The organism is Phyllobacterium pellucidum, assembly GCF_013327855.1.
Taxonomy (GTDB): domain Bacteria; phylum Pseudomonadota; class Alphaproteobacteria; order Rhizobiales; family Rhizobiaceae; genus Phyllobacterium; species Phyllobacterium pellucidum.
In genome coordinates this window covers 80,105-98,377 of the sequence record NZ_JABUMX010000002.1, presented here as the reverse complement: position 1 = coordinate 98,377, position 18,273 = coordinate 80,105, and the positions used below count along the sequence as shown (strand labels likewise).

At 54.8% G+C, this 18,273-nt stretch carries 20 protein-coding genes; 14 read left to right on the top strand and 6 right to left on the bottom strand.

Annotation, left to right across the window (positions count from 1 at the left end):
• Window positions 1–11 precede the first annotated feature (11 nt).
• From HQ945_RS08295 to HQ945_RS08275, 5 genes are all read left to right on the top strand, one after another.
• Window positions 12–965: a hypothetical protein gene (locus tag HQ945_RS08295; RefSeq protein ID WP_174207911.1), complete on the top strand. Its 954-nt coding sequence runs from the start codon at window positions 12–14 to the stop codon at window positions 963–965.
• 2 nt (window positions 966–967) lie between these two features.
• Window positions 968–2,275 carry a hypothetical protein gene (locus HQ945_RS08290; RefSeq protein ID WP_174207910.1) on the top strand — a complete coding sequence of 436 codons (1,308 nt, stop codon included), beginning with the start codon at window positions 968–970 and terminating at the stop codon, window positions 2,273–2,275.
• 304 nt (window positions 2,276–2,579) lie between these two features.
• Window positions 2,580–3,044: a hypothetical protein gene (locus tag HQ945_RS08285; protein ID WP_174207909.1), complete on the top strand. Its 465-nt coding sequence runs from the start codon at window positions 2,580–2,582 to the stop codon at window positions 3,042–3,044.
• A 2-nt stretch (window positions 3,045–3,046) separates the two neighbouring features.
• Window positions 3,047–4,354 carry a hypothetical protein gene (locus HQ945_RS08280; RefSeq protein ID WP_174207908.1) on the top strand — a complete coding sequence of 436 codons (1,308 nt, stop codon included), beginning with the start codon at window positions 3,047–3,049 and terminating at the stop codon, window positions 4,352–4,354.
• A complete protein-coding gene (locus HQ945_RS08275) occupies window positions 4,354–4,770 on the top strand; it encodes a hypothetical protein (protein ID WP_174207907.1) in 417 nt (138 codons plus the stop codon). The genes HQ945_RS08280 and HQ945_RS08275 overlap by 1 nt, the downstream gene beginning before the upstream one ends.
• A gap of 10 nt (window positions 4,771–4,780) precedes the next feature.
• Here HQ945_RS08275 and HQ945_RS08270 read toward each other — a convergent pair whose 3' ends face one another.
• Window positions 4,781–5,209 (bottom strand): thermonuclease family protein, encoded by a 429-nt coding sequence (locus HQ945_RS08270; RefSeq protein ID WP_246272617.1) that lies wholly within the window; start codon window positions 5,207–5,209, stop codon window positions 4,781–4,783.
• Between the two features lie 87 nt (window positions 5,210–5,296).
• Between HQ945_RS08270 and HQ945_RS08265 the strand changes: the two genes are divergently transcribed.
• The 4 genes from HQ945_RS08265 to HQ945_RS08250 all read left to right on the top strand — a co-directional run bounded on the left by HQ945_RS08265 (window position 5,297) and on the right by HQ945_RS08250 (window position 7,376).
• A complete protein-coding gene (locus HQ945_RS08265; RefSeq protein WP_174207905.1) occupies window positions 5,297–6,067 on the top strand; it encodes an N-acetylmuramidase family protein in 771 nt (256 codons plus the stop codon).
• 3 nt (window positions 6,068–6,070) lie between these two features.
• Window positions 6,071–6,334 carry a Pam3-gp28 family putative phage holin gene (locus HQ945_RS08260; RefSeq protein WP_174207904.1) on the top strand — a complete coding sequence of 88 codons (264 nt, stop codon included), beginning with the start codon at window positions 6,071–6,073 and terminating at the stop codon, window positions 6,332–6,334.
• Window positions 6,331–6,570: a hypothetical protein gene (locus tag HQ945_RS08255; RefSeq protein WP_174207903.1), complete on the top strand. Its 240-nt coding sequence runs from the start codon at window positions 6,331–6,333 to the stop codon at window positions 6,568–6,570. The genes HQ945_RS08260 and HQ945_RS08255 overlap by 4 nt, the downstream gene beginning before the upstream one ends.
• A 152-nt stretch (window positions 6,571–6,722) precedes the next feature.
• Window positions 6,723–7,376 carry a hypothetical protein gene (locus HQ945_RS08250; RefSeq protein WP_113282351.1) on the top strand — a complete coding sequence of 218 codons (654 nt, stop codon included), beginning with the start codon at window positions 6,723–6,725 and terminating at the stop codon, window positions 7,374–7,376.
• A gap of 405 nt (window positions 7,377–7,781) precedes the next feature.
• On the opposite strand, the gene HQ945_RS08245 is transcribed toward HQ945_RS08250, so the two are convergent.
• Window positions 7,782–8,087 carry a DUF982 domain-containing protein gene (locus tag HQ945_RS08245; protein WP_174207902.1) on the bottom strand — a complete coding sequence of 102 codons (306 nt, stop codon included), beginning with the start codon at window positions 8,085–8,087 and terminating at the stop codon, window positions 7,782–7,784.
• Window positions 8,088–8,238: 151 nt separating this feature from the next.
• Between HQ945_RS08245 and HQ945_RS08240 the strand changes: the two genes are divergently transcribed.
• Window positions 8,239–9,126 (top strand): hypothetical protein, encoded by an 888-nt coding sequence (locus tag HQ945_RS08240; RefSeq protein ID WP_174207901.1) that lies wholly within the window; start codon window positions 8,239–8,241, stop codon window positions 9,124–9,126.
• Window positions 9,127–9,154: 28 nt separating this feature from the next.
• On the opposite strand, the gene HQ945_RS08235 is transcribed toward HQ945_RS08240, so the two are convergent.
• The 3 genes from HQ945_RS08235 to HQ945_RS23100 all read right to left on the bottom strand — a co-directional run bounded on the left by HQ945_RS08235 (window position 9,155) and on the right by HQ945_RS23100 (window position 12,176).
• On the bottom strand, window positions 9,155–9,535 hold the full coding sequence (locus HQ945_RS08235) for a hypothetical protein (RefSeq protein WP_174207900.1): 381 nt from the start codon (window positions 9,533–9,535) through the stop codon (window positions 9,155–9,157).
• Window positions 9,536–9,541: 6 nt separating this feature from the next.
• The gene (locus HQ945_RS08230) at window positions 9,542–10,696 is read right to left on the bottom strand and encodes a nucleotidyltransferase family protein (protein WP_207719706.1); all 1,155 of its coding nucleotides are present in this window, start codon (window positions 10,694–10,696) and stop codon (window positions 9,542–9,544) included.
• 304 nt (window positions 10,697–11,000) lie between these two features.
• On the bottom strand, window positions 11,001–12,176 hold the full coding sequence (locus HQ945_RS23100; protein WP_113280699.1) for an effector-associated domain EAD1-containing protein: 1,176 nt from the start codon (window positions 12,174–12,176) through the stop codon (window positions 11,001–11,003).
• Window positions 12,177–12,485: 309 nt separating this feature from the next.
• Between HQ945_RS23100 and HQ945_RS08220 the strand changes: the two genes are divergently transcribed.
• Window positions 12,486–13,937, top strand: coding sequence for an NCS1 family nucleobase:cation symporter-1 (locus tag HQ945_RS08220; protein WP_027231495.1), 1,452 nt, complete (start codon window positions 12,486–12,488; stop codon window positions 13,935–13,937).
• A 58-nt stretch (window positions 13,938–13,995) separates the two neighbouring features.
• Here HQ945_RS08220 and HQ945_RS08215 read toward each other — a convergent pair whose 3' ends face one another.
• The gene (locus HQ945_RS08215) at window positions 13,996–14,547 is read right to left on the bottom strand and encodes a GGDEF domain-containing protein (RefSeq protein WP_051614898.1); all 552 of its coding nucleotides are present in this window, start codon (window positions 14,545–14,547) and stop codon (window positions 13,996–13,998) included.
• Window positions 14,548–14,970: 423 nt separating this feature from the next.
• Here HQ945_RS08215 and HQ945_RS08210 point away from each other — a divergent pair, with 423 nt between their 5' ends.
• From HQ945_RS08210 to HQ945_RS08200, 3 genes are all read left to right on the top strand, one after another.
• Window positions 14,971–15,645: a protein-L-isoaspartate O-methyltransferase family protein gene (locus HQ945_RS08210; RefSeq protein ID WP_027231494.1), complete on the top strand. Its 675-nt coding sequence runs from the start codon at window positions 14,971–14,973 to the stop codon at window positions 15,643–15,645.
• Between the two features lie 143 nt (window positions 15,646–15,788).
• Entirely contained in the window at window positions 15,789–17,183 is a 1,395-nt protein-coding gene (locus tag HQ945_RS08205) for a TolC family outer membrane protein (RefSeq protein ID WP_113280700.1), read from the top strand.
• Window positions 17,184–17,390: 207 nt separating this feature from the next.
• Window positions 17,391–18,248 (top strand): PopZ family protein, encoded by an 858-nt coding sequence (locus HQ945_RS08200; RefSeq protein WP_113280701.1) that lies wholly within the window; start codon window positions 17,391–17,393, stop codon window positions 18,246–18,248.
• The last annotated feature ends 25 nt before the right edge of the window (window positions 18,249–18,273 follow it).

The window sequence follows — 18,273 nt, the reverse complement described above, 5'->3', positions numbered from 1 at the left end:
AGGATTAAAACATGGCTGACTGGTCTCCACCCTTTGCGAATGCCGGTGAAAAGCGGCTTCCCACGCCTGAAGAAGTTGCGAACGGCTTTCCTTGCGGCCCCGCTGACCAGCGACTGTTCAATGCTCTCTTCAATAGACTCGAAGCTGAACTCGGCGATCTCGTCGGGTATGCCGGCATTACGCCTTCTGACGCCGACAACACAACAGTGCGGCAAGCGGTCTTAGCTCTAATCGCTGCGGCGACCGGTGGCAATCCTGCCGGTTATATCCTTATGTCGCAGGCTCGGGCTCGCTTACCAATCTTTCCGGAGGTGCTTAACACTGATGGACGCATTGTTGTCACATCGCCTGGAACTGGACAGGTGCGTCTGCCCGGCGGCGTTGACTTCCTTCACCGCGGCATTTTCACGGTAACTACATCGCAAACGGACTTCGCGACCGACCCGTCAAAGACGTATCATCTTCGCTGGGACCCAACGAACGGCTTCCGCCTCATCGACGTGGCCAATAACGTCTACAACCCTACAGCGCTGGTCGAGACCAACATCAAGTTCGACAGTACCTTTGATGACATCATCTTTGCGCGGGTTATCACCAACAGTTCGAATGTTCCCACTATCACGAACTTGGCCAACAAAAATCTGCTCACGGCCGATGGCTTTGGCGCATCTGCACCATACGGGGATGCGGGATATAACCCGTCCAGCCCCTCTTTCCAGTGGGAAAATGACGTTATGGATCCGAAACTTATTACTCACTACGCCACTCAAAGCGTGAATTTCGCCCGCACACCTCAAGTCTATATTACGGCAGTGCAGGATTTTTGGGTTGGCAATAATCCGGCTTTTGATGCCGCCGGCTTTTCTGAAATATCAATGGGTGCTCGCGCCTTGAGCCGATACAGCATCGCTGTTTGGGCGCAGGGCGATCAAGGTCATGCAACGGCTTGGGCGGCGAGGGCTTAATTATGGCCATCATTGAGATAGAGGATCTCCCGTCAACTGCGTTGCCGAATTTGCTTCATGAATTCGCAGCCCAGAAGGATGGATTGACCGTAAAGTTGCGGGTCCAGCAGGTTTATGACCTGATCCTTGCCGCTATGCAGTCTGGCGCTCCATCGAACATGAATACGTTTGACGAAATCTCCGCTTCACTCGCGGACGATCCAGCGTTCGCCGCGACCATGGCTTCCGCGCTTGGACTGAAGGGGAACAAGGTTTCTGATACATTCACCACTCCGACCATTAATAAACCAACGATCAATGATCCGTCTGGTTTGTTGCTTCACGGGCATATATTTGGATGCATCACATCCAATGATACCGGCGATCTTACCAATGATATTCGTGTCGAGGCGGGTGAGTGTGCAAGTGTTGTTTCTCCATATGCCTTGATGAAGAACACTACCAAGCAGACAAAAAGGTTGGACGCGCTTTGGTCTGTCGGTGATAACAACGGCGGGTTGGATCAAGGATCGATAGCCAACGCTTCGTATCATTTCCATCGCATTTATGATCCGGTGAATGATATTGTCGATCACATATTTTCACTGTCCCACGATGAGGCAATGTCAGCGACGATCACGGTTGCTTCACCAGCAGTCGTGACAGCCTCCAATCATGGCTTGGTCGCTGGTTCGCCAATCAAATTTTCCACCAATGGCAGCCTTCCAACCGGAATTCTAGCGGGAACGCAGTACTATGTGATAGCGTCAGGCCTGACTGACAACGCATTCCAGTTCTCTCTAACTAATGGGGGCTCTGCCGTTAATTCTTCCGGCACGCAGTCAGGTGTGCATACCTTAATGCCCGGGCCAAAGCTTCCAACAGGGTACACGCATTATCGTCGCATAATGTCTATTCGACGCGTTGGGGGAGCTCTTGAACTCTATACGCAAGAAGAGGATGTATTTACCAGGAATTCACCCACTACTGACAGAAATGCCATAAATGCCTTTACGGATACGCTCCACGTTCTGGGTGTCCCTACTGGCGTGAAGGTGTATCCCTTCGGACATAGTAGCGTTGGATGCAATGCTAACGGAAATGTCGTCTTCCAGATTGGTTCAGTAAAGGCAGGTACTGCCGCCATTACATGCTCTCAAACAGCCGCTGGCGCTGGCGGCGGTGCTTTAGTGACGTCGCCATTCCCGCCCATATTTATGACTGATCGATCTGCGCGACTTTACTTTTCTTTCGTCATCAGCGGTGGAACCGCCACGGCAAATATCGAAGTAACAACGGGGTGGGTTGACACAAGAGGAAGGATACGCTGATGCCTTACGTCACCCGAGATGTAGATGGTGTGGTAGATGGACTTTATGCAAATCTGCAGCCTGGGTGGGCCGAGGAGTGGTTGGAAGATGATGCCGCAGAGGTTGTCGCCTTCCTTAACCCTCCTCCACCAATTCCGGGAACCATATCGGACCGCCAGTTCTTCCAGCAGCTTGCTATCATGGGGCTGATTACTGAGGAAGAGGCGCTCGCGTATGTGAGCACCGGAGCATTGCCGAGCGCTTTCAATGACTTAAGACGTATCATCTTCGCTGGGACCCAACGAACGGCTTCCGCCTCATCGACGTGGCCAATAACGTCTACAACCCTACAGCGCTGGTCGAGACCAACATCAAGTTCGACAGTACCTTTGATGACATCATCTTTGCGCGGGTTATCACCAACAGTTCGAATGTTCCCACTATCACGAACTTGGCCAACAAAAATCTGCTCACGGCCGATGGCTTTGGCGCATCTGCACCATACGGGGATGCGGGATATAACCCGTCCAGCCCCTCTTTCCAGTGGGAAAATGACGTTATGGATCCGAAACTTATTACTCACTACGCCACTCAAAGCGTGAATTTCGCCCGCACACCTCAAGTCTATATTACGGCAGTGCAGGATTTTTGGGTTGGCAATAATCCGGCTTTTGATGCCGCCGGCTTTTCTGAAATATCAATGGGTGCTCGCGCCTTGAGCCGATACAGCATCGCTGTTTGGGCGCAGGGCGATCAAGGTCATGCAACGGCTTGGGCGGCGAGGGCTTAATTATGGCCATCATTGAGATAGAGGATCTCCCGTCAACTGCGTTGCCGAATTTGCTTCATGAATTCGCAGCCCAGAAGGATGGATTGACCGTAAAGTTGCGGGTCCAGCAGGTTTATGACCTGATCCTTGCCGCTATGCAGTCTGGCGCTCCATCGAACATGAATACGTTTGACGAAATCTCCGCTTCACTCGCGGACGATCCAGCGTTCGCCGCGACCATGGCTTCCGCGCTTGGACTGAAGGGGAACAAGGTTTCTGATACATTCACCACTCCGACCATTAATAAACCAACGATCAATGATCCGTCTGGTTTGTTGCTTCACGGGCATATATTTGGATGCATCACATCCAATGATACCGGCGATCTTACCAATGATATTCGTGTCGAGGCGGGTGAGTGTGCAAGTGTTGTTTCTCCATATGCCTTGATGAAGAACACTACCAAGCAGACAAAAAGGTTGGACGCGCTTTGGTCTGTCGGTGATAACAACGGCGGGTTGGATCAAGGATCGATAGCCAACGCTTCGTATCATTTCCATCGCATTTATGATCCGGTGAATGATATTGTCGATCACATATTTTCACTGTCCCACGATGAGGCAATGTCAGCGACGATCACGGTTGCTTCACCAGCAGTCGTGACAGCCTCCAATCATGGCTTGGTCGCTGGTTCGCCAATCAAATTTTCCACCAATGGCAGCCTTCCAACCGGAATTCTAGCGGGAACGCAGTACTATGTGATAGCGTCAGGCCTGACTGACAACGCATTCCAGTTCTCTCTAACTAATGGGGGCTCTGCCGTTAATTCTTCCGGCACGCAGTCAGGTGTGCATACCTTAATGCCCGGGCCAAAGCTTCCAACAGGGTACACGCATTATCGTCGCATAATGTCTATTCGACGCGTTGGGGGAGCTCTTGAACTCTATACGCAAGAAGAGGATGTATTTACCAGGAATTCACCCACTACTGACAGAAATGCCATAAATGCCTTTACGGATACGCTCCACGTTCTGGGTGTCCCTACTGGCGTGAAGGTGTATCCCTTCGGACATAGTAGCGTTGGATGCAATGCTAACGGAAATGTCGTCTTTCAGATTGGTTCAGTAAAGGCAGCTACTGCCGCCATTACATCCTCTCAAACAGCCGCTGGCGCTGGCGGCGGTGCTTTAGTGACGTCGCCATTCCCGCCCATATTTATGACTGATCGATCTGCGCGACTTTACTTTTCTTTCGTCATCAGCGGTGGAACCGCCACGGCAAATATCGAAGTAACAACGGGGTGGGTTGACACAAGAGGAAGGATACGCTGATGCCTTACGTCACCCGAGATGTAGATGGTGTGGTAGATGGACTTTATGCAAATCTGCAGCCTGGGTGGGCCGAGGAGTGGTTGGAAGATGATGCCGCAGAGGTTGTCGCCTTCCTTAACCCTCCTCCACCAATTCCGGGAACCATATCGGACCGCCAGTTCTTCCAGCAGCTTGCTATCATGGGGCTGATTACTGAGGAAGAGGCGCTCGCGTATGTGAGCACCGGAGCATTGCCGAGCGCTTTCAATGACTTCATCGGTTCGCTTCCCGAGCCCCAGCGTTTTAATGCCAAGATGCTGATCATTGGCGCGCAGACGTTCCAGAGGTCACATCCGTTGGTAGCTCAGTTCGGGGCTATGAATGGAATGAGTTCGGCTCAGATCGATGATCTCTGGCGCGAGGCTTCAACGCTTTAAATTGGCCAATCTACCTGTGGAGAGCTCGAAACTCCCACGGGTTGATGAAAGTGCCGGTCGAATATCGCGTGTAATCGACAGCATGGCCATTTCGCACCAGCCAGGCGCCAATATCCTTGCCCTCTGCGTTTGAGCAGGTCGCAACCACTCGATTATACCTGTCGATATCGAGCGGCTCGCAGTAAACCGGCTGAGCCTGGGCAATGAAATTGTCGAGCGCAAAACTGCTTTTCTGACCACAACGGTAGGTCTTGCCGTCCGCGTCCTGGCACGTCTGCCGACCCTCCGGAGCATCTACACCGAATAGTCTTATCCGTTGGCCGTGTATCTCGATGGTGTCGGCGTCGATAACGCTTGCGCGCCCAATGATAGTTTCATTGCTGCCAAGCGCAGGAGCTGCAAGGAGAGCAGCGGCGGCCGCCAGTAGAACTCGCTTCAATTTCTCTGATCCCCAGACCCAAACTGACATCATGAGTCCCGAACGGGTCGTTGTCCAGCCACTCAAATAGTTCGAACAGGAAAAACCATGTTTTACATTGGTAAGGCGCTTCGCCTGTCCGATGCCGATTTTGCACGCCTGGCATCGGCATACGGTATTGAAGAGGCAGCGCTGCGCGCGGTAGCGGAGGTGGAAGCAAGAGGTGAGGGGTTCTACTCATCCGGCGCCCTGGTCTGCCTCTATGAGCCGCACATCGCGTACAAATACACCTCCGGCTCCATCCGCAATGCGCTGGTCCTCGCCGGGCTCGCCTATGAGAAGTGGGGAACCAAGCCCTATCCCAAATCGTCACTGCCGAACATCGATCGCTGCGCCAAGATTGCCGGCGAGGAGGTAGCCGCAAAGTCCACCTCTTGGGGGCTTGGCCAGATCATGGGGTTCAATTATCCGGCGCTCGGCCAGCCCAGCGCTGTTGCCATGGTGAAATGGTTTGCTGAAAGCGAAGGCAATCAGCTCGAGGGCATGGTCCTCTTCATCAAAAGCAATCCCGCGATGTTGACCGCACTGAAGGCGAAAGACTGGGCTGGCTTCGCCAAACGCTACAACGGGTCCGCCTACGCCAAAAACAAATACGACACCAAACTGGCCGCAGCATATGCCAAGTGGTCGAAGAAGGTCGCCACAGCGCCAGCGCCGCCGCCCGTGACTGTCCCCGTGTCTCCCGCTCCACCGCCGGCACCGCTTCCCGTTGAGCAATCGCCGGCAGTCTCTCCACCACCATTGCCAACTCAGCCGCAACCTTCACCGCTTGCGGCTCTGATCCAGTTCTTCACGTCACTCTTCACAAAGAAGGCATAGCAAATGGACATCGCACTCTTCATTCCCATCCTCCGTCAGATTCTCCAGGCGCTCGGGGGCCTACTCGTCGGCTACGGCTATTTCGACGAGACCGGCTGGACCGCAGCTTCCGGCCTGATCATCAACCTGGTCACCACCGGTTGGTGGCTCTACGACCGCTGGCAGATCAATCGCGCCAATCGTGCGGTCAAGGAGGTTGCAAAGGATGCCGTCGGCCCGGCGGTGGTCAAACAGGTTGTCAATGAAGCGACAGGGACAACTTCATGAGCACCATCCTCGCTCTGTTCTCGGGCAGCAACGGCATTATCGCCGGCATTGCTACCCTCATCGCTGCGATCGGCGCTGCGTACCTCAAGGGCCGGTCGGCAGAGCGCACCAAACAGAAGGCCAAGGAGAAAGACGCATATGAGCGACACCTCAAAGATATTGCTGATGCTGCTGATGCTCGTAATCACGTCCAACCTTCTGACAGCGTGCAAAACGACAAGTATCGCCGAGACTGAAAAGTCAGTGTGCTCGATCTTCCCGGCGATCACCTATTCCAGCAAGGACACCCCCGAAACCAGTATCCAGGTCCGCAGGCACAACGCTGCGTTCGACAGTTACTGCAAGCGTTAGGTCTGAGTGAGGGCAGGAAAGTTTGATGGTGGATGACATGAGCAACAACAATGACACTGTGGCACGTCAGTATCTGGACGCCGCACATGCTCAGTTGGGTGAACGGGTAACCAACCTCGGGCGGCGGCAGACCGATCTTGAATCGGAGATGCGCTCTGGCTTCAAGCAGATGGAGACGGCGCTCAGCGGCCTCGCCAACGAAACGCGGAATTCCATCTCAGCTTTGTCGACGACCATTGCCGAACGGAACAAGCCACAGTGGCAGGCGCTTGGGGTAGCGCTGACGTTCTGCACTCTGCTGGGTGGTTTGGCCTATTGGCCTATCAACACCGCCACCACCGACTTGAAGAGCGCTGTCTCGGCGCTTTCCGAGAATATGGTCACGCGTCAGGAAATGGACTGGCGCCAGGCGCGAGGGCAGGAAGACCGCGCCCGCATGGAAGCATCGGTCAAGGCGTTGCAGGATGGACAGGTTCCCCGCAAGGAACATGAACGTGTCTGGGCGTCCTACGACACCCAGCTTGCCAGCGAACGGGATTCGCGATTGGCATCCGGCCAGAACCTGCAGCGACAGATTGACGAGATCAAGCAAACCCAATCCGGCTTCTTCGGCCAGCGCGATCTCAACATGCAATTGCTCGATCGGATGGAACGCATAGAGCGCGAGCGGGCCCGGGCCGCGGCCCAATAGTTTATCGGTCCTGCTGGTTAGGGCCGCCGGGGAAGGGGCCCTTGTTCAATCATGGCCCACTGGAAAGGCTTGCCTCTATTTAGCCAGCCCGAGTGATTTATCAGATGATGAAATTCGCCCGCCGCCGGTCATACCGGTTGGCGGGCTCTTTTTTGCGTTGATCGCCATGTAATGTTCGGAAAGGTGTCTGCTATTCGGCTTTAATCCTAGCGAGAAGTGACTCCAGTTCCGGCAAGTCTTTTTGGGCTTTCGTCAATGTTGCTTGGCTAGTTTCCTTCTGCTTCTCACCTTGATGCCAGTCCCACGTCCTTACCTTGCCGCTCTCGATTGCGGCTATTATCTTCTTTAGGTTCGCTATCTCATTTTCTAGCCAGTGCGAGTGCGGGTTCGTCATCGTGCCCTCCGTTATGCCTTTCTAGGCCGCCTATCTCTCGCGAGCGTCTTGCGCTCACCCCACTTCGGATCCGGCTTGCCCGTGTAGGCGGTTCGTAGCGGCTCCGCCTCCATATAGATGCCAGCTTCCCTCGCAGCCTCGATAAAGGCCACACGCGCCACGGCGGCCGAACAATTGCCCTCAAGACACTTCAGCAATATCTCTCGCGCCATGAGATGTTTCGGGCCAGCCTGATCTGGCCACTGCTCGAGCACGAACCTTGCTGCGTCATAGGCTGACGTCACGCTGACCAGCTGGCCCGGCTGCCTTCCGAACACCTGCACTCGCTGAAATGTCTTGTAATCCTCATACACCATGAACGGGAATATAGGACCGGCGTTTCGATATTCCGAATCAATCGATTTATCTATTTGTTGCCAGAGGCTAGCTTCTGCGAAGAAAATCAATCTGTGAAAAGGTGAGTGTTAAATGGAGTTCTATGTGGGTTCCTCGCAAAGTTTCGATGCTGCGCTTTGGAAGGTGCGCGAGGACGAGAACAGGGTCTACATGGCCTACCCCAACCCAGATCATCTAGGATTCGATATTCCAAGGGGATCGGATATTGGGCAATTGCTCGAGGAAAAAAATCCCGAATTTGCGATAAGGAAGTCTCGTGTGGAAGCTTCCAGATATTTTCCGCGGATGACGCGGCCGACCATCCCCTATTCTACTTTAAGCAGAGGAGGCTATCCGGGCTTCGAAAAAGAGAAGTTCGAAATAGCATCCAGCATGATTCAGATGGATGCCTTATATTCGCATTTTCTTGAGATTTGCCGTGTCGTGCAACCCACCGAAGATAACAAGGACGTCTTCGGGCACGAAATCCGAAATCTTTTTATTTTGGCGTGTACGGAGTTTGAGGCTCAGTGCAAGGGCGTGCTCAAGGCCAACGGAGCAAACCCCAAGAGCAAGAACGCAAACTTCAATCTGACAGATTATCAAAGTTTAGTCGATGCGATGCAATTGGATGGCTATGGTGTCACCCTCACCGCATTTCCGTGGTGGGGCGAGATCGAGCCCCTACGAACATGGAAGGCCAAGAAGACCCTGGAGTGGTATCAGAATTATAACAAGGTAAAGCATGATCGGGAGGAGAAATTCAAGCTCGCAACTCTCCAATCTGCCATCTTAGCAGTTAGCGCCTGCGCAATAATGCTAGACGCCCAATATCTCGAGTCAGCTTGGGGACAGTTCGCGTCGCCGTCCTTGCGACGAGCATTCAGCTTTCACCGACCCACGTGGGATATTGCGGATCGATACATCCTTCCTACCGTCAACGACGGAGTGCCAATGACCCCTACGCCATATCCCTTTTGAGTCTTGGAAATAGAAACAAAGCCTCATATTACCGTTTCGAACCAATGCGCTCGACCCGGCCGCTGCGCAGATCCTCGACGAGGACGGCGTATCGCTCCGGATTTTCGTGTCTCATCGATCTGAGCTCCATCGTGCGCTGATCATGCGGCCATTCCTGCGGATCACGCTTGCCGGCCTCGGTTGTTAAGAAGTGGGCGAACCTATGCTCCACCCACTCTATAGCCTCACGCCTGGTCAGGCATGAATCGGTGGCTGCATTTCCGATCTGCATGTTTACAGACCACACACTGAGGTTGTTCGAATCCGTGTTGCGAAAGATACGTGCGATCGTGATGTTCTCGACGTAGGCGCAGAAGTCGTAAGGAAGCTCGTCGCCTCCGATGACCGTTCGTTTCCAGGTGATGTGCATATTAATCTAAAACTTGAAGCCCTCGTTCTCGAATGCCTCGTCTTGCGCTTCGAGGTCATCCTCAGCTTCACTGGGCACGAAAACAAAGGCAAAATCGTCCCTCATCAGATTATTGCACGCGGTTTCGACGTAACGAATAAACTCGCGCGCATCCGAGAAGTAGTTTCGAAAAGCATCTCGCACCTCATCTCCCGTGTCGGCGCGCACAAGTACGACGTCCTTGGTTATGTCGATTTCCTTCTCTAGTGAGAACAGCTTACGCACGGCGTCCGATGAATTCTCGAAAGATATGGTTCGTAGCGGCTCCTTGTCGGAAAAAATCAGGATAACGTTCTTTCGAGCGTCGATGTCCCGATCCACTGCGTGGATGCCCCGCAGCATAGACATGAAATTCAATTCATCATCGAGTTTAAGAAATGCGTCTACCAGCTCTCGATTGGAAAGTTCGGGGACACAAGAGTTACGTTTTTCGTACTCTCGGGCGATCAATTCGCTCGCATACTGCAAAATGGTGCCGTAGCGGTCGTCACCGCGCTCGAACTTTGGTTGGCTCTCCGTGATGAAACCTACGACCTCAACGCAAGTTGCCCAGGCGTGCTGATAAATTGTCCGGTACTGAAGTTCGATGAGGAGGCCTTTGTATGGAGCGCCCAATGTCGATCGGGCATTATATTCATAGACGTCGTGAATTCCTCGGTATCCTGTCGATTTGGGTGACTTGATGTAATCATACTTGTCGACGTCGTTCTTACGGCGATGCTGAATACGTGCCGCGTGGATCTGTTCACGAAATACGTATAGCTCCTCAACAGTGGGAAAAATCAAACGACACCCGGCCACGTCATCCATCCGAGCCAATTGCATCGTGGGAAAACGTTGCAATTTGTCGATGATCGTTTTGAGGCGCTTGTGGCGCTGCGCCACTACGATCTTTGTTCCGCGGGTCCGATTTCGTAAGAATGCTTGGAATGTATTCAAGATATGCCGATGAGCTGCTCGCCAATCATCGATCACCCCCCGCGCTTCCCAAAAGGCGATAACCTTTCCCGGCTCAATTACCCAATCTGGCTCAGTGTTCTTGACCCTATCTCGAACAATGTCGCCTGATCGCGTAACGTTTTTCTTTGACCCGCCCGGGAATGCCATATCTGAACTTGCCACTGTATATTCCTGTCGATGCGTCCGCCGTTGGCGATTGATAGATAAAGGTGTGGCAGGGCCCTTTGCAAGTCATTGAAATCGTGTGACCCGGAAAAGTGCCACACCTCGCCGCAAGTCCCTGATTTTGTTTAGAAGGCCAGTTCCGGGCGAGGCCTCCAACTCTTCTGGCTCCGCTCCAACTGTTTGACATTGCTTGATTTTTTGTCGGGCGTGGCAGCATGGGCCACCACTTCACCTATAGGATGTGGCTTGGCATCCGTTCAGCCGATCATTTCCCTCATGCATCATCAGGTCAGTGACTTCGTCAATTAAGTTGAGCGTCGATGCTTGCAGTCGCTCGAATTTGCTCGACGAGATGCCTGGTGCTCGGAAAGCGCTTCTCCTGAAGGGCTCGAACCAGATCGAGGGTCCATCCCTCGGCTTGGACATAAAGCAGATAGTCATGGACCTGTTGCTCAAATCCGCCATCACTGACTTTCAGTCCAATCGGCCCTTTGTTGAGTTCGTTTGCGAGGAACAAGTCGAAATCCGCGGCCTTAGGAAACGTGCGCACAATCGATTCTCGCAGGACTTTCTGCTGTTTGCCGGAGATATCGTCCCAATTGACCGTCGTATAGTCGATGGGGATCGGGTCGCTGACTGTTTGTGAACGTTTGACGAAGGACGCGGCCCCGCCTTGTGGTAACAAAGGTGTTTTGCGCCGTCGCACGCGTGCGACCAAGACTACGATCCCGCCCATCACTACAAGGGACGCCAGGAGTGGAACCAGCGTCTTGAGAAACACTTCGCCCCAGGACGCAGGCTTCACCTTGACGGAGACTTCTCCGAAATAGCTGTCGATACGCAGGCGTGCTGTAGAATCTCCATCAGGAATGAGCGCATAAAGAGTAGCTTCCAGAATCTGATCTCCCTCGTTAAGCGCCGTTACCTGCCATTTCCAAACGGTTGGAAAATCCCCTTCGGCAATTGGCTGAACCCGCTCGCTGATCGGTACGATACGGAATGAGCTGCCCTCCAGTTGAGCTTCCATTTCTGTCGAAACATGCAACGTCTTTAACGAAGTCTGTTCATCATGGGTCACAGTTCCCATGAGAGCCTCGTCAGATATCTTGACTCCGACGCGAGCACTCACCGTCCGCGTTTCCTGGACCGTCATTTCTCCGGGAGCAATCAAAACAATCTTACCGACGGGGAGGGCTTTGAGGGTTTCGCCACGTTCGTCCAGGCGGGTGCTTACCTGCCCCGAACCGTTGGCATGAAATGCGTCTGGAGGCGGTTTCGCATTCACATCACCGAACGCGCCGTCAGCGTTAGGGAACGTCGTGCCAGTATCGGTTGGTGCTATCTTATCGCGATTGAGCGTTACTTTTTGGCCTTCGGCCCCATCATACCGGAAACTCAAGACAGTGAAGGCCGTGGCTACCGCAAGTAGCGAGATGACGCCTACGCTAATCCAGACTGATCGACGCCACTTGAACACGTGTTCGCGCCCCCTTCCGCTCAATATACTCGATTGCACGAGCGTTGCGGAGCCGGCTTTTTGCGTAACACAGCCGGAGACGCAGACGTCGTGCCGCAATTCATCGCCACCATAAGGCTCGCCAGTGCAAATACGATTGTGGAGAAGTATTTAGCCTGCGCACAATAGAATAGGAAATGGCTCGACTGTTGGCTATGCTCTGCGAAACCAATCAGCGTTCCGTATTGTTGGAGGGGTTGATTGGGGTTGCAGCGTTCGATGCCGAGGGCATTGAACTATTCGATATCCCGTCTGAATGAGGAAGGCGATATGTCTCTAAGCAATCCTTCACCTGCATTGCACAATGAGGATCTGGCACCTGCCACGGAACGAAAGTGGGGTGCCTTCAGTATATTCAACGTGTGGACGTCGGACGTTCACAGTCTTTGGGGCTATTATCTCGCCGCCAGTCTTTTTCTCCTATGCGGCAGCTTCCTCAATTTCATCATCGCCATTGGCCTTGGCTCCCTGGTGATTTTCTTCCTCATGAGCCTCGTCGGCAATGCCGGCGTCAAAACCGGCGTACCGTTCCCCGTGCTCGCCCGAGCATCGTTCGGCACGTTCGGTGCAAACGTGCCGGCGCTGGTGCGGGCGGTGGTTGCATGCTTCTGGTACGGTGCACAGACCGCAGCGGCCTCGGGCGCCATCGTCGCGCTGTTGATCCGCAATGACGCCATGCTCAACTTCCACCAGAACAGCCATATGCTCGGCCATTCGACGCTGGAAGTCATCTGCTATGTAATCATATGGTCGCTGCAACTGATGATCATCCAGCGCGGCATGGAAACGGTCCGCAGGTTTCAGGATTGGGCCGGTCCCGCGGTGTGGATCATGATGCTTTTCCTTGCGATCTATCTGGTCATCAAGGCTGGGACATTTTCGTTCGGCAGCGAAATTCCGCGCGATGTGCTCTTGGAAAAGACCAAGGATGCAGGCGTTCCGGGTGAACCCGGTTCAGTTGCAGCGCTCGCAGCGGTGGCTGCGACATGGATCACCTATTTCGCCGCGCTCTATCTCAATTTCTGTGACTTTTCACGCTATGCGAAGGATGTAAAAACGCTGCGCAAGGGCAACCTCTGGGGCCTGCCGATCAATTTGCTCGCCTTCTGCCTCGTGGCCGGCATCACCACGACGGCCGCATACACGGTGTATGGTGAAGTGCTTCTCCATCCCGATGGCATTTCAGCGAAGTTCGACAACTGGTTCCTGGCGCTGCTGGCCGCTCTCACCTTTGCCGTTGCGACGCTCGGCATCAATGTGGTGGCGAATTTCGTTTCCCCGGCCTTCGATTTTTCCAACGCCTTTCCACGGCAGATCAGCTTCAAGCGCGGCGGTTATATCGCGGCACTGATTGCCCTGTTGCTCTATCCATTCGCGCCGTGGGAGACGGGTGCTGCCCACTTCGTCAACTTCATAGGATCGACCATGGGCCCGATATTCGGCGTTATGATGGTCGATTATTACCTGATACGCAAAGGCGTCCTCGATGTGAACGCGCTTTACCAGGAAAACGGGGAATTCCGTTTCCAGGGTGGGTGGCATGCAAATGCGTTCATTGCCTTCGCGGCCGGGGTCCTGTTTTCTTCGATACTTCCGACCTTCACCAGTATTCTACCGGCCTGGTGGGGAACCTATGGATGGTTCTTCGGCGTGGCGATCGGTGGCGGTGTGTATTTCATGCTGCGCATGGGAGCGCGCGCCAAACCGGCTTTCGCCACCTGAATCGCAGGCTACCGTCGAGGGTTACTGCGAGAAGCGGGTGGGGACTTGCCGGGATCGTTCAACTCGAACGTCGTTCCGAATACCTGCGGTAAACGCCCTTGCCGGCCTTCTTGGCGATGTAGAGCGCTGCGTCGCCACACCAGAGCAGGCTTTCCGGCGTATCGCCGTCGCGCGGCGCCAGCGCTGCTCCAACATTGACGGTGACCGTGACCGGTTCCGCGCGCCCAAGGTCGAGCGGTTCGGATACGGTGCCGATGATGCGGTCGGCGATGTTCGCAACTTCGTTGGCGGTTACTTGCAAAAGGATGATGGCGAATTCGTCGCCGGCAATGCGATAGACGACATCGTTCCTGCGCATGCATGACTGGAGCCGGTCGGCTACCAACCGCAGCAGGGTGTCGCCATCGGCGCGGCCATAGCGCTCATTGAACTTGCCGAAGCCATCGACGTCGATGCACAGGATCGCGAACTGCAGACGATCGTCGAAATCGCTGTCCGCATAGGTGCCGCACAGGCTGTCGAGATGTTCTTCAAGCGCGGCGCGGTCCGCCAGTCCGGTCAACTCGTCCTGCGTGAACGGAACATCGCCGAATCCTTTGACCTCAATCATTTGCCTCGATTTCCTATCGTCCATGTGGACGCATCCTCCGCGTTCCATGTGGACAATGACAGGTGGGCGCCCAACGTTCAATCCCGCATTCAGCCAAGGGTTAAGCAACCGTACCCGAGGCGCGCGCATGGCATCATTTGGCTATGATCTCCGCCCGGCGTTGCGCATGCGCAAGTGGTGCACGAACGCCGCAATCCTCCAACAATTTGGGTCATGCAGTCCGAAGCGCATTAGTCATTCATTGACGCTAACGGAATTTTTTGCCACACCCTTTAAGTAAAATAGTAACTTCTGTGAGAGGGTGATCCTGCGAAGGACCATCAGCTTGACGGACGGCGGGTTTGATGGGGATTCGCCAGAAGCATGTTACGCGCTTGCAAAGCGTAGTGGTTGCAAGCGCCTTGCCAGGAAAGCTTGTAGAGAATGACACCGAATTTCGAAGACCTGCGGATCAAGATGGTCGACAATCAGTTGCGCACGACTGATGTGACCGCAAAGGCCGTTCTGCAGGCTTTTCTAGACGTTCCACGGGAAAAATTCGTGCCGGCTGCGCGTCAGCCGCTGGCCTATATCGACGAGGATGTGCTGCTCGCTTCGGATCGTGCCGGATCGGGCCCGCGTTATCTGATGGAGCCGTCTCCCTTCGCGAAACTTGTACAGCTTTGCAATATCCAGCCCGGCGATGTCGTTCTCGATATTGGCTGCGGCACGGGCTATTCCGCTGCCGTCCTGTCGCGAATCGCAAGCTCGGTGATAGCTCTCGAAAGCGACAAGGAATTGGCTGACAAGGCCGCCGAAACCTTGCCTGCGCTCGGCTTCGACAACGTTGTCCTGGTCAATGCGCCGCTGAAGCAGGGATATCCGGCCGAGGCGCCCTACGATGTAGTCATTATTGAGGGTAGCGTGGACGAGGTTCCTGGTACATTATTCGACCAGTTGAAGGAGGGGGGACGACTCGCGGTGGTCGTGGGGACCGGAAACGCGGGCAAGGCTATGCTCTACGGAAAGAATGAGGGGATTGTTTCCGGGCGCCGTGCCTTCAATGCCGCGGTCAAACCGCTTCCTGGATTTGAGAAGGTTGCTGCGTTCGAGTTCTGACTGCGGGCGATGAGACAAATGTGCAACTGTAGCTGAATTTTGTTGCACATCGGAAGTTGTGCCTGTGGCCATCTTGGCAATTGGCAGTTATTGAACCACATGTTGTCGAACCAATCGGTTCGGTTAAACGTGAGAGTTAGAGAATGAAGGGGCTTATGGTGTTCAAAGCGGGTAAGCGAGTTCTAACCGCAGCGCTATTGTCAGCGACGGTGTTGTCCACAACGCCTTCGATGGCAGAGACGATCTTTGGCGCGATGGCCAAGGCCTATAACAACAATGCTTCGCTGAACGCAGACAGGGCCGGCGTGCGCGTTACCGATGAGGGCGTTGCAGTCGCGAAGTCCGGCTACCGCCCGATCGTTTCTGCGACGGCGGATCTGACGTCTACCAATCGCCGCCTGGATGGCGGCCCAAGCGGCACTTCGAATGTTGGTACATTCGGCGTTTCGGTCAATCAGGTGCTTTTCGACGGTTTTACCGTAAGCAACAACATCAAGGCTGCGAAAACCCAGGTGTTGGCCGCGCGCGAAAACCTGCGCAATAACGAGCAGAACCTGCTTTTCAGCGCTGCGCAGGCCTATATGAACGTCTATCTGACGCGGCAGATCGTCATTTTGCGCCAGAAGAATCTCGAGTTCCTCGATGAACAGTTGCGCGCCGCAAAGGCGCGTTTCGACGTTGGCGAGGGCACCCGGACGGACGTTGCGCAGGCAGAGGCATCAAAGGCTTCCGCGATTGCAACGCTCGATGCTGCAAAGTCCGACGAGAAGACCGCCGAGGCGACCTATATCCAGATCGTCGGTGACACTCCGGGCAGGCTTGCTGCCGCGGCGATGGCAACGAAAGCCGTACCGAAATCTATGGATCAGGCATTCTCCATTGCCACCAACAATCACCCCGCGATCCTTTCCACACAGTACGCCGTTGACTCGGCGGGCTACAATGTGAAGGCCAATGAAGGTCAGCTTCTGCCGCAGATCGGCTTGAATGGCACCATCCAACGCGACGAGATTTTTTCCGGTGGTATCAGTTCGGGAACGACCGACGGAACGTCTGCTTCAGCGGGCATCCAGGTGACGATCCCGATCTATAATGGCGGCCGAACCTCTGCGCTCGTGCGCCAATCAAAGGAAACGTTGGGCCAGCGTCGTATCGAAGTTGACGTCGCTCGCGACAGCGTGCGCCAGGCAATTGCCCAAGCCTATTCGGAGATGGAATCCGCCAAGGCGCAGATTGTTGCTCAGCGTTCGGTTGTTGCCGCCGCCCAGCTTGCCCTGAACGGTGTCATCGAAGAACGCAAGGTCGGACAGCGGACAACGCTCGACGTCTTGAATGCCCAGGCTGATGTTCTGACTGGCCAGATCAATCTCGCGCAAGCGGAGCGCGACAGCGTGGTGACGAGCTATGCGGTTCTTTCCGCCGTGGGTCGCCTGACCGCGATGCAGATTGGACTCCAGGTTGCAGAGTACAAGCCTGAAGAGCATTACGATGCAGTCAAGGACAAGTGGATCGGCTTGCGGACACCAGACGGCCGCTAACTCTTCTCCGTTTCTGATTGATTATTTGCCGTCAGGTCGATCGCCTGGCGGCAAATCCATTTCAGGGCTTCGGGCAATCGCCTCCAGAAAATCTGTGGGTTAGCGCCAAACACCGCGCGCAGGGATTCTCAAACTCAATCCGAGCCTCTACACTGAATACAGATTCGTTGCAGCGCAACGGAACAAGATGTAGTGGGCAAGGGTATTATGGCACAATCATCCAGCGTCGCGCGGGAACCTTCGATGGAGGAGATTCTCGCATCGATACGTCGTATCATTGAAGAAAGCGACACGACGCGGACCGACGATGTGCCGCCCAAAGCGGTCAACACCGACGTCGCTTCGCCTGTAGCGCGCTCCGAGCCCCCCGTCAGCGAAGAAACGGTCCTGCCACCGCGCGAGGGGATCGCAGTACGGCCACCGGTTGCCAGCGCGCGGCCGACCTTTGAAGCGCCCTTGCGCCGGGCTGCGTCACCGGTACAGGCGAAAGCCAGCGAACCGGAGATTGCCCAAGCGAAACCGATGGAACTACCCGCCGAAGATGCGGCAGAGCAGGCAACCGCCAGCTACGCGGCGCAGGCTGAAGCGAACGAAACTGTCGTGTCGGCACCCGTTCTGGATGTTCCGGCCCATCTCCAGCAGCCAGTGACTGAGATGAGTATCGAGGAGGCTCGAGCTCTTCTGCCGGAGTTCGAGCCGATCGCAGATGTCAGGCCACCGGTTGCGCCAAGGGTAGAACCTGCCGCAGTGCCCGAGTACGTGGCCGAGCCAACGAAGGAACAGGAAGACGTGCATAGCGCAAATCCGGACGAGGCGGTCTCGCTCAATCTCGAACAGGCGCTGGAGCCGATTCTTTCCGCAGCAGCGGAGCGCGAGGTCAGTGCCGCTTTCGATAATTTGTCGTTTGCCGTGCGCAATGAGCAGCGCCGCTCCTTTGACGAGATTGCGCAGGAGATCATGCGCCCGCTCTTGCAGGAATGGCTCGATAATAACCTTCCGACGCTGGTAGAGCGCCTTGTGCGCGAGGAGATCGAGCGCGTCGCACGTGGTGGGCGGCGGGCCTAGGCCTTCCAATTCAATTGCGATTTCG

Bases quoted from the DNA above. Each gene is read 5' to 3' on its own strand.
- HQ945_RS08275 (WP_174207907.1), top strand. From the start codon at position 4,354: ATGCCTTACGTCACCCGAGATGTAGATGGTGTGGTAGATGGACTTTAT.
- HQ945_RS08260 (WP_174207904.1), top strand. From the start codon at position 6,071: ATGGACATCGCACTCTTCATTCCCATCCTCCGTCAGATTCTCCAGGCG.
- HQ945_RS08290 (WP_174207910.1), top strand. From the start codon at position 968: ATGGCCATCATTGAGATAGAGGATCTCCCGTCAACTGCGTTGCCGAAT.
- HQ945_RS08200 (WP_113280701.1), top strand. From the start codon at position 17,391: ATGGCACAATCATCCAGCGTCGCGCGGGAACCTTCGATGGAGGAGATT.
- HQ945_RS08295 (WP_174207911.1), top strand. From the start codon at position 12: ATGGCTGACTGGTCTCCACCCTTTGCGAATGCCGGTGAAAAGCGGCTT.
- HQ945_RS08210 (WP_027231494.1), top strand. From the start codon at position 14,971: ATGACACCGAATTTCGAAGACCTGCGGATCAAGATGGTCGACAATCAG.
- HQ945_RS08220 (WP_027231495.1), top strand. From the start codon at position 12,486: ATGTCTCTAAGCAATCCTTCACCTGCATTGCACAATGAGGATCTGGCA.
- HQ945_RS08255 (WP_174207903.1), top strand. From the start codon at position 6,331: ATGAGCACCATCCTCGCTCTGTTCTCGGGCAGCAACGGCATTATCGCC.
- HQ945_RS08280 (WP_174207908.1), top strand. From the start codon at position 3,047: ATGGCCATCATTGAGATAGAGGATCTCCCGTCAACTGCGTTGCCGAAT.
- HQ945_RS08265 (WP_174207905.1), top strand. From the start codon at position 5,297: ATGTTTTACATTGGTAAGGCGCTTCGCCTGTCCGATGCCGATTTTGCA.
- HQ945_RS08205 (WP_113280700.1), top strand. From the start codon at position 15,789: ATGAAGGGGCTTATGGTGTTCAAAGCGGGTAAGCGAGTTCTAACCGCA.
- HQ945_RS08250 (WP_113282351.1), top strand. From the start codon at position 6,723: ATGAGCAACAACAATGACACTGTGGCACGTCAGTATCTGGACGCCGCA.
- HQ945_RS08240 (WP_174207901.1), top strand. From the start codon at position 8,239: ATGGAGTTCTATGTGGGTTCCTCGCAAAGTTTCGATGCTGCGCTTTGG.
- HQ945_RS08235 (WP_174207900.1), bottom strand. From the start codon at position 9,535: ATGCACATCACCTGGAAACGAACGGTCATCGGAGGCGACGAGCTTCCT.
- HQ945_RS08215 (WP_051614898.1), bottom strand. From the start codon at position 14,547: ATGATTGAGGTCAAAGGATTCGGCGATGTTCCGTTCACGCAGGACGAG.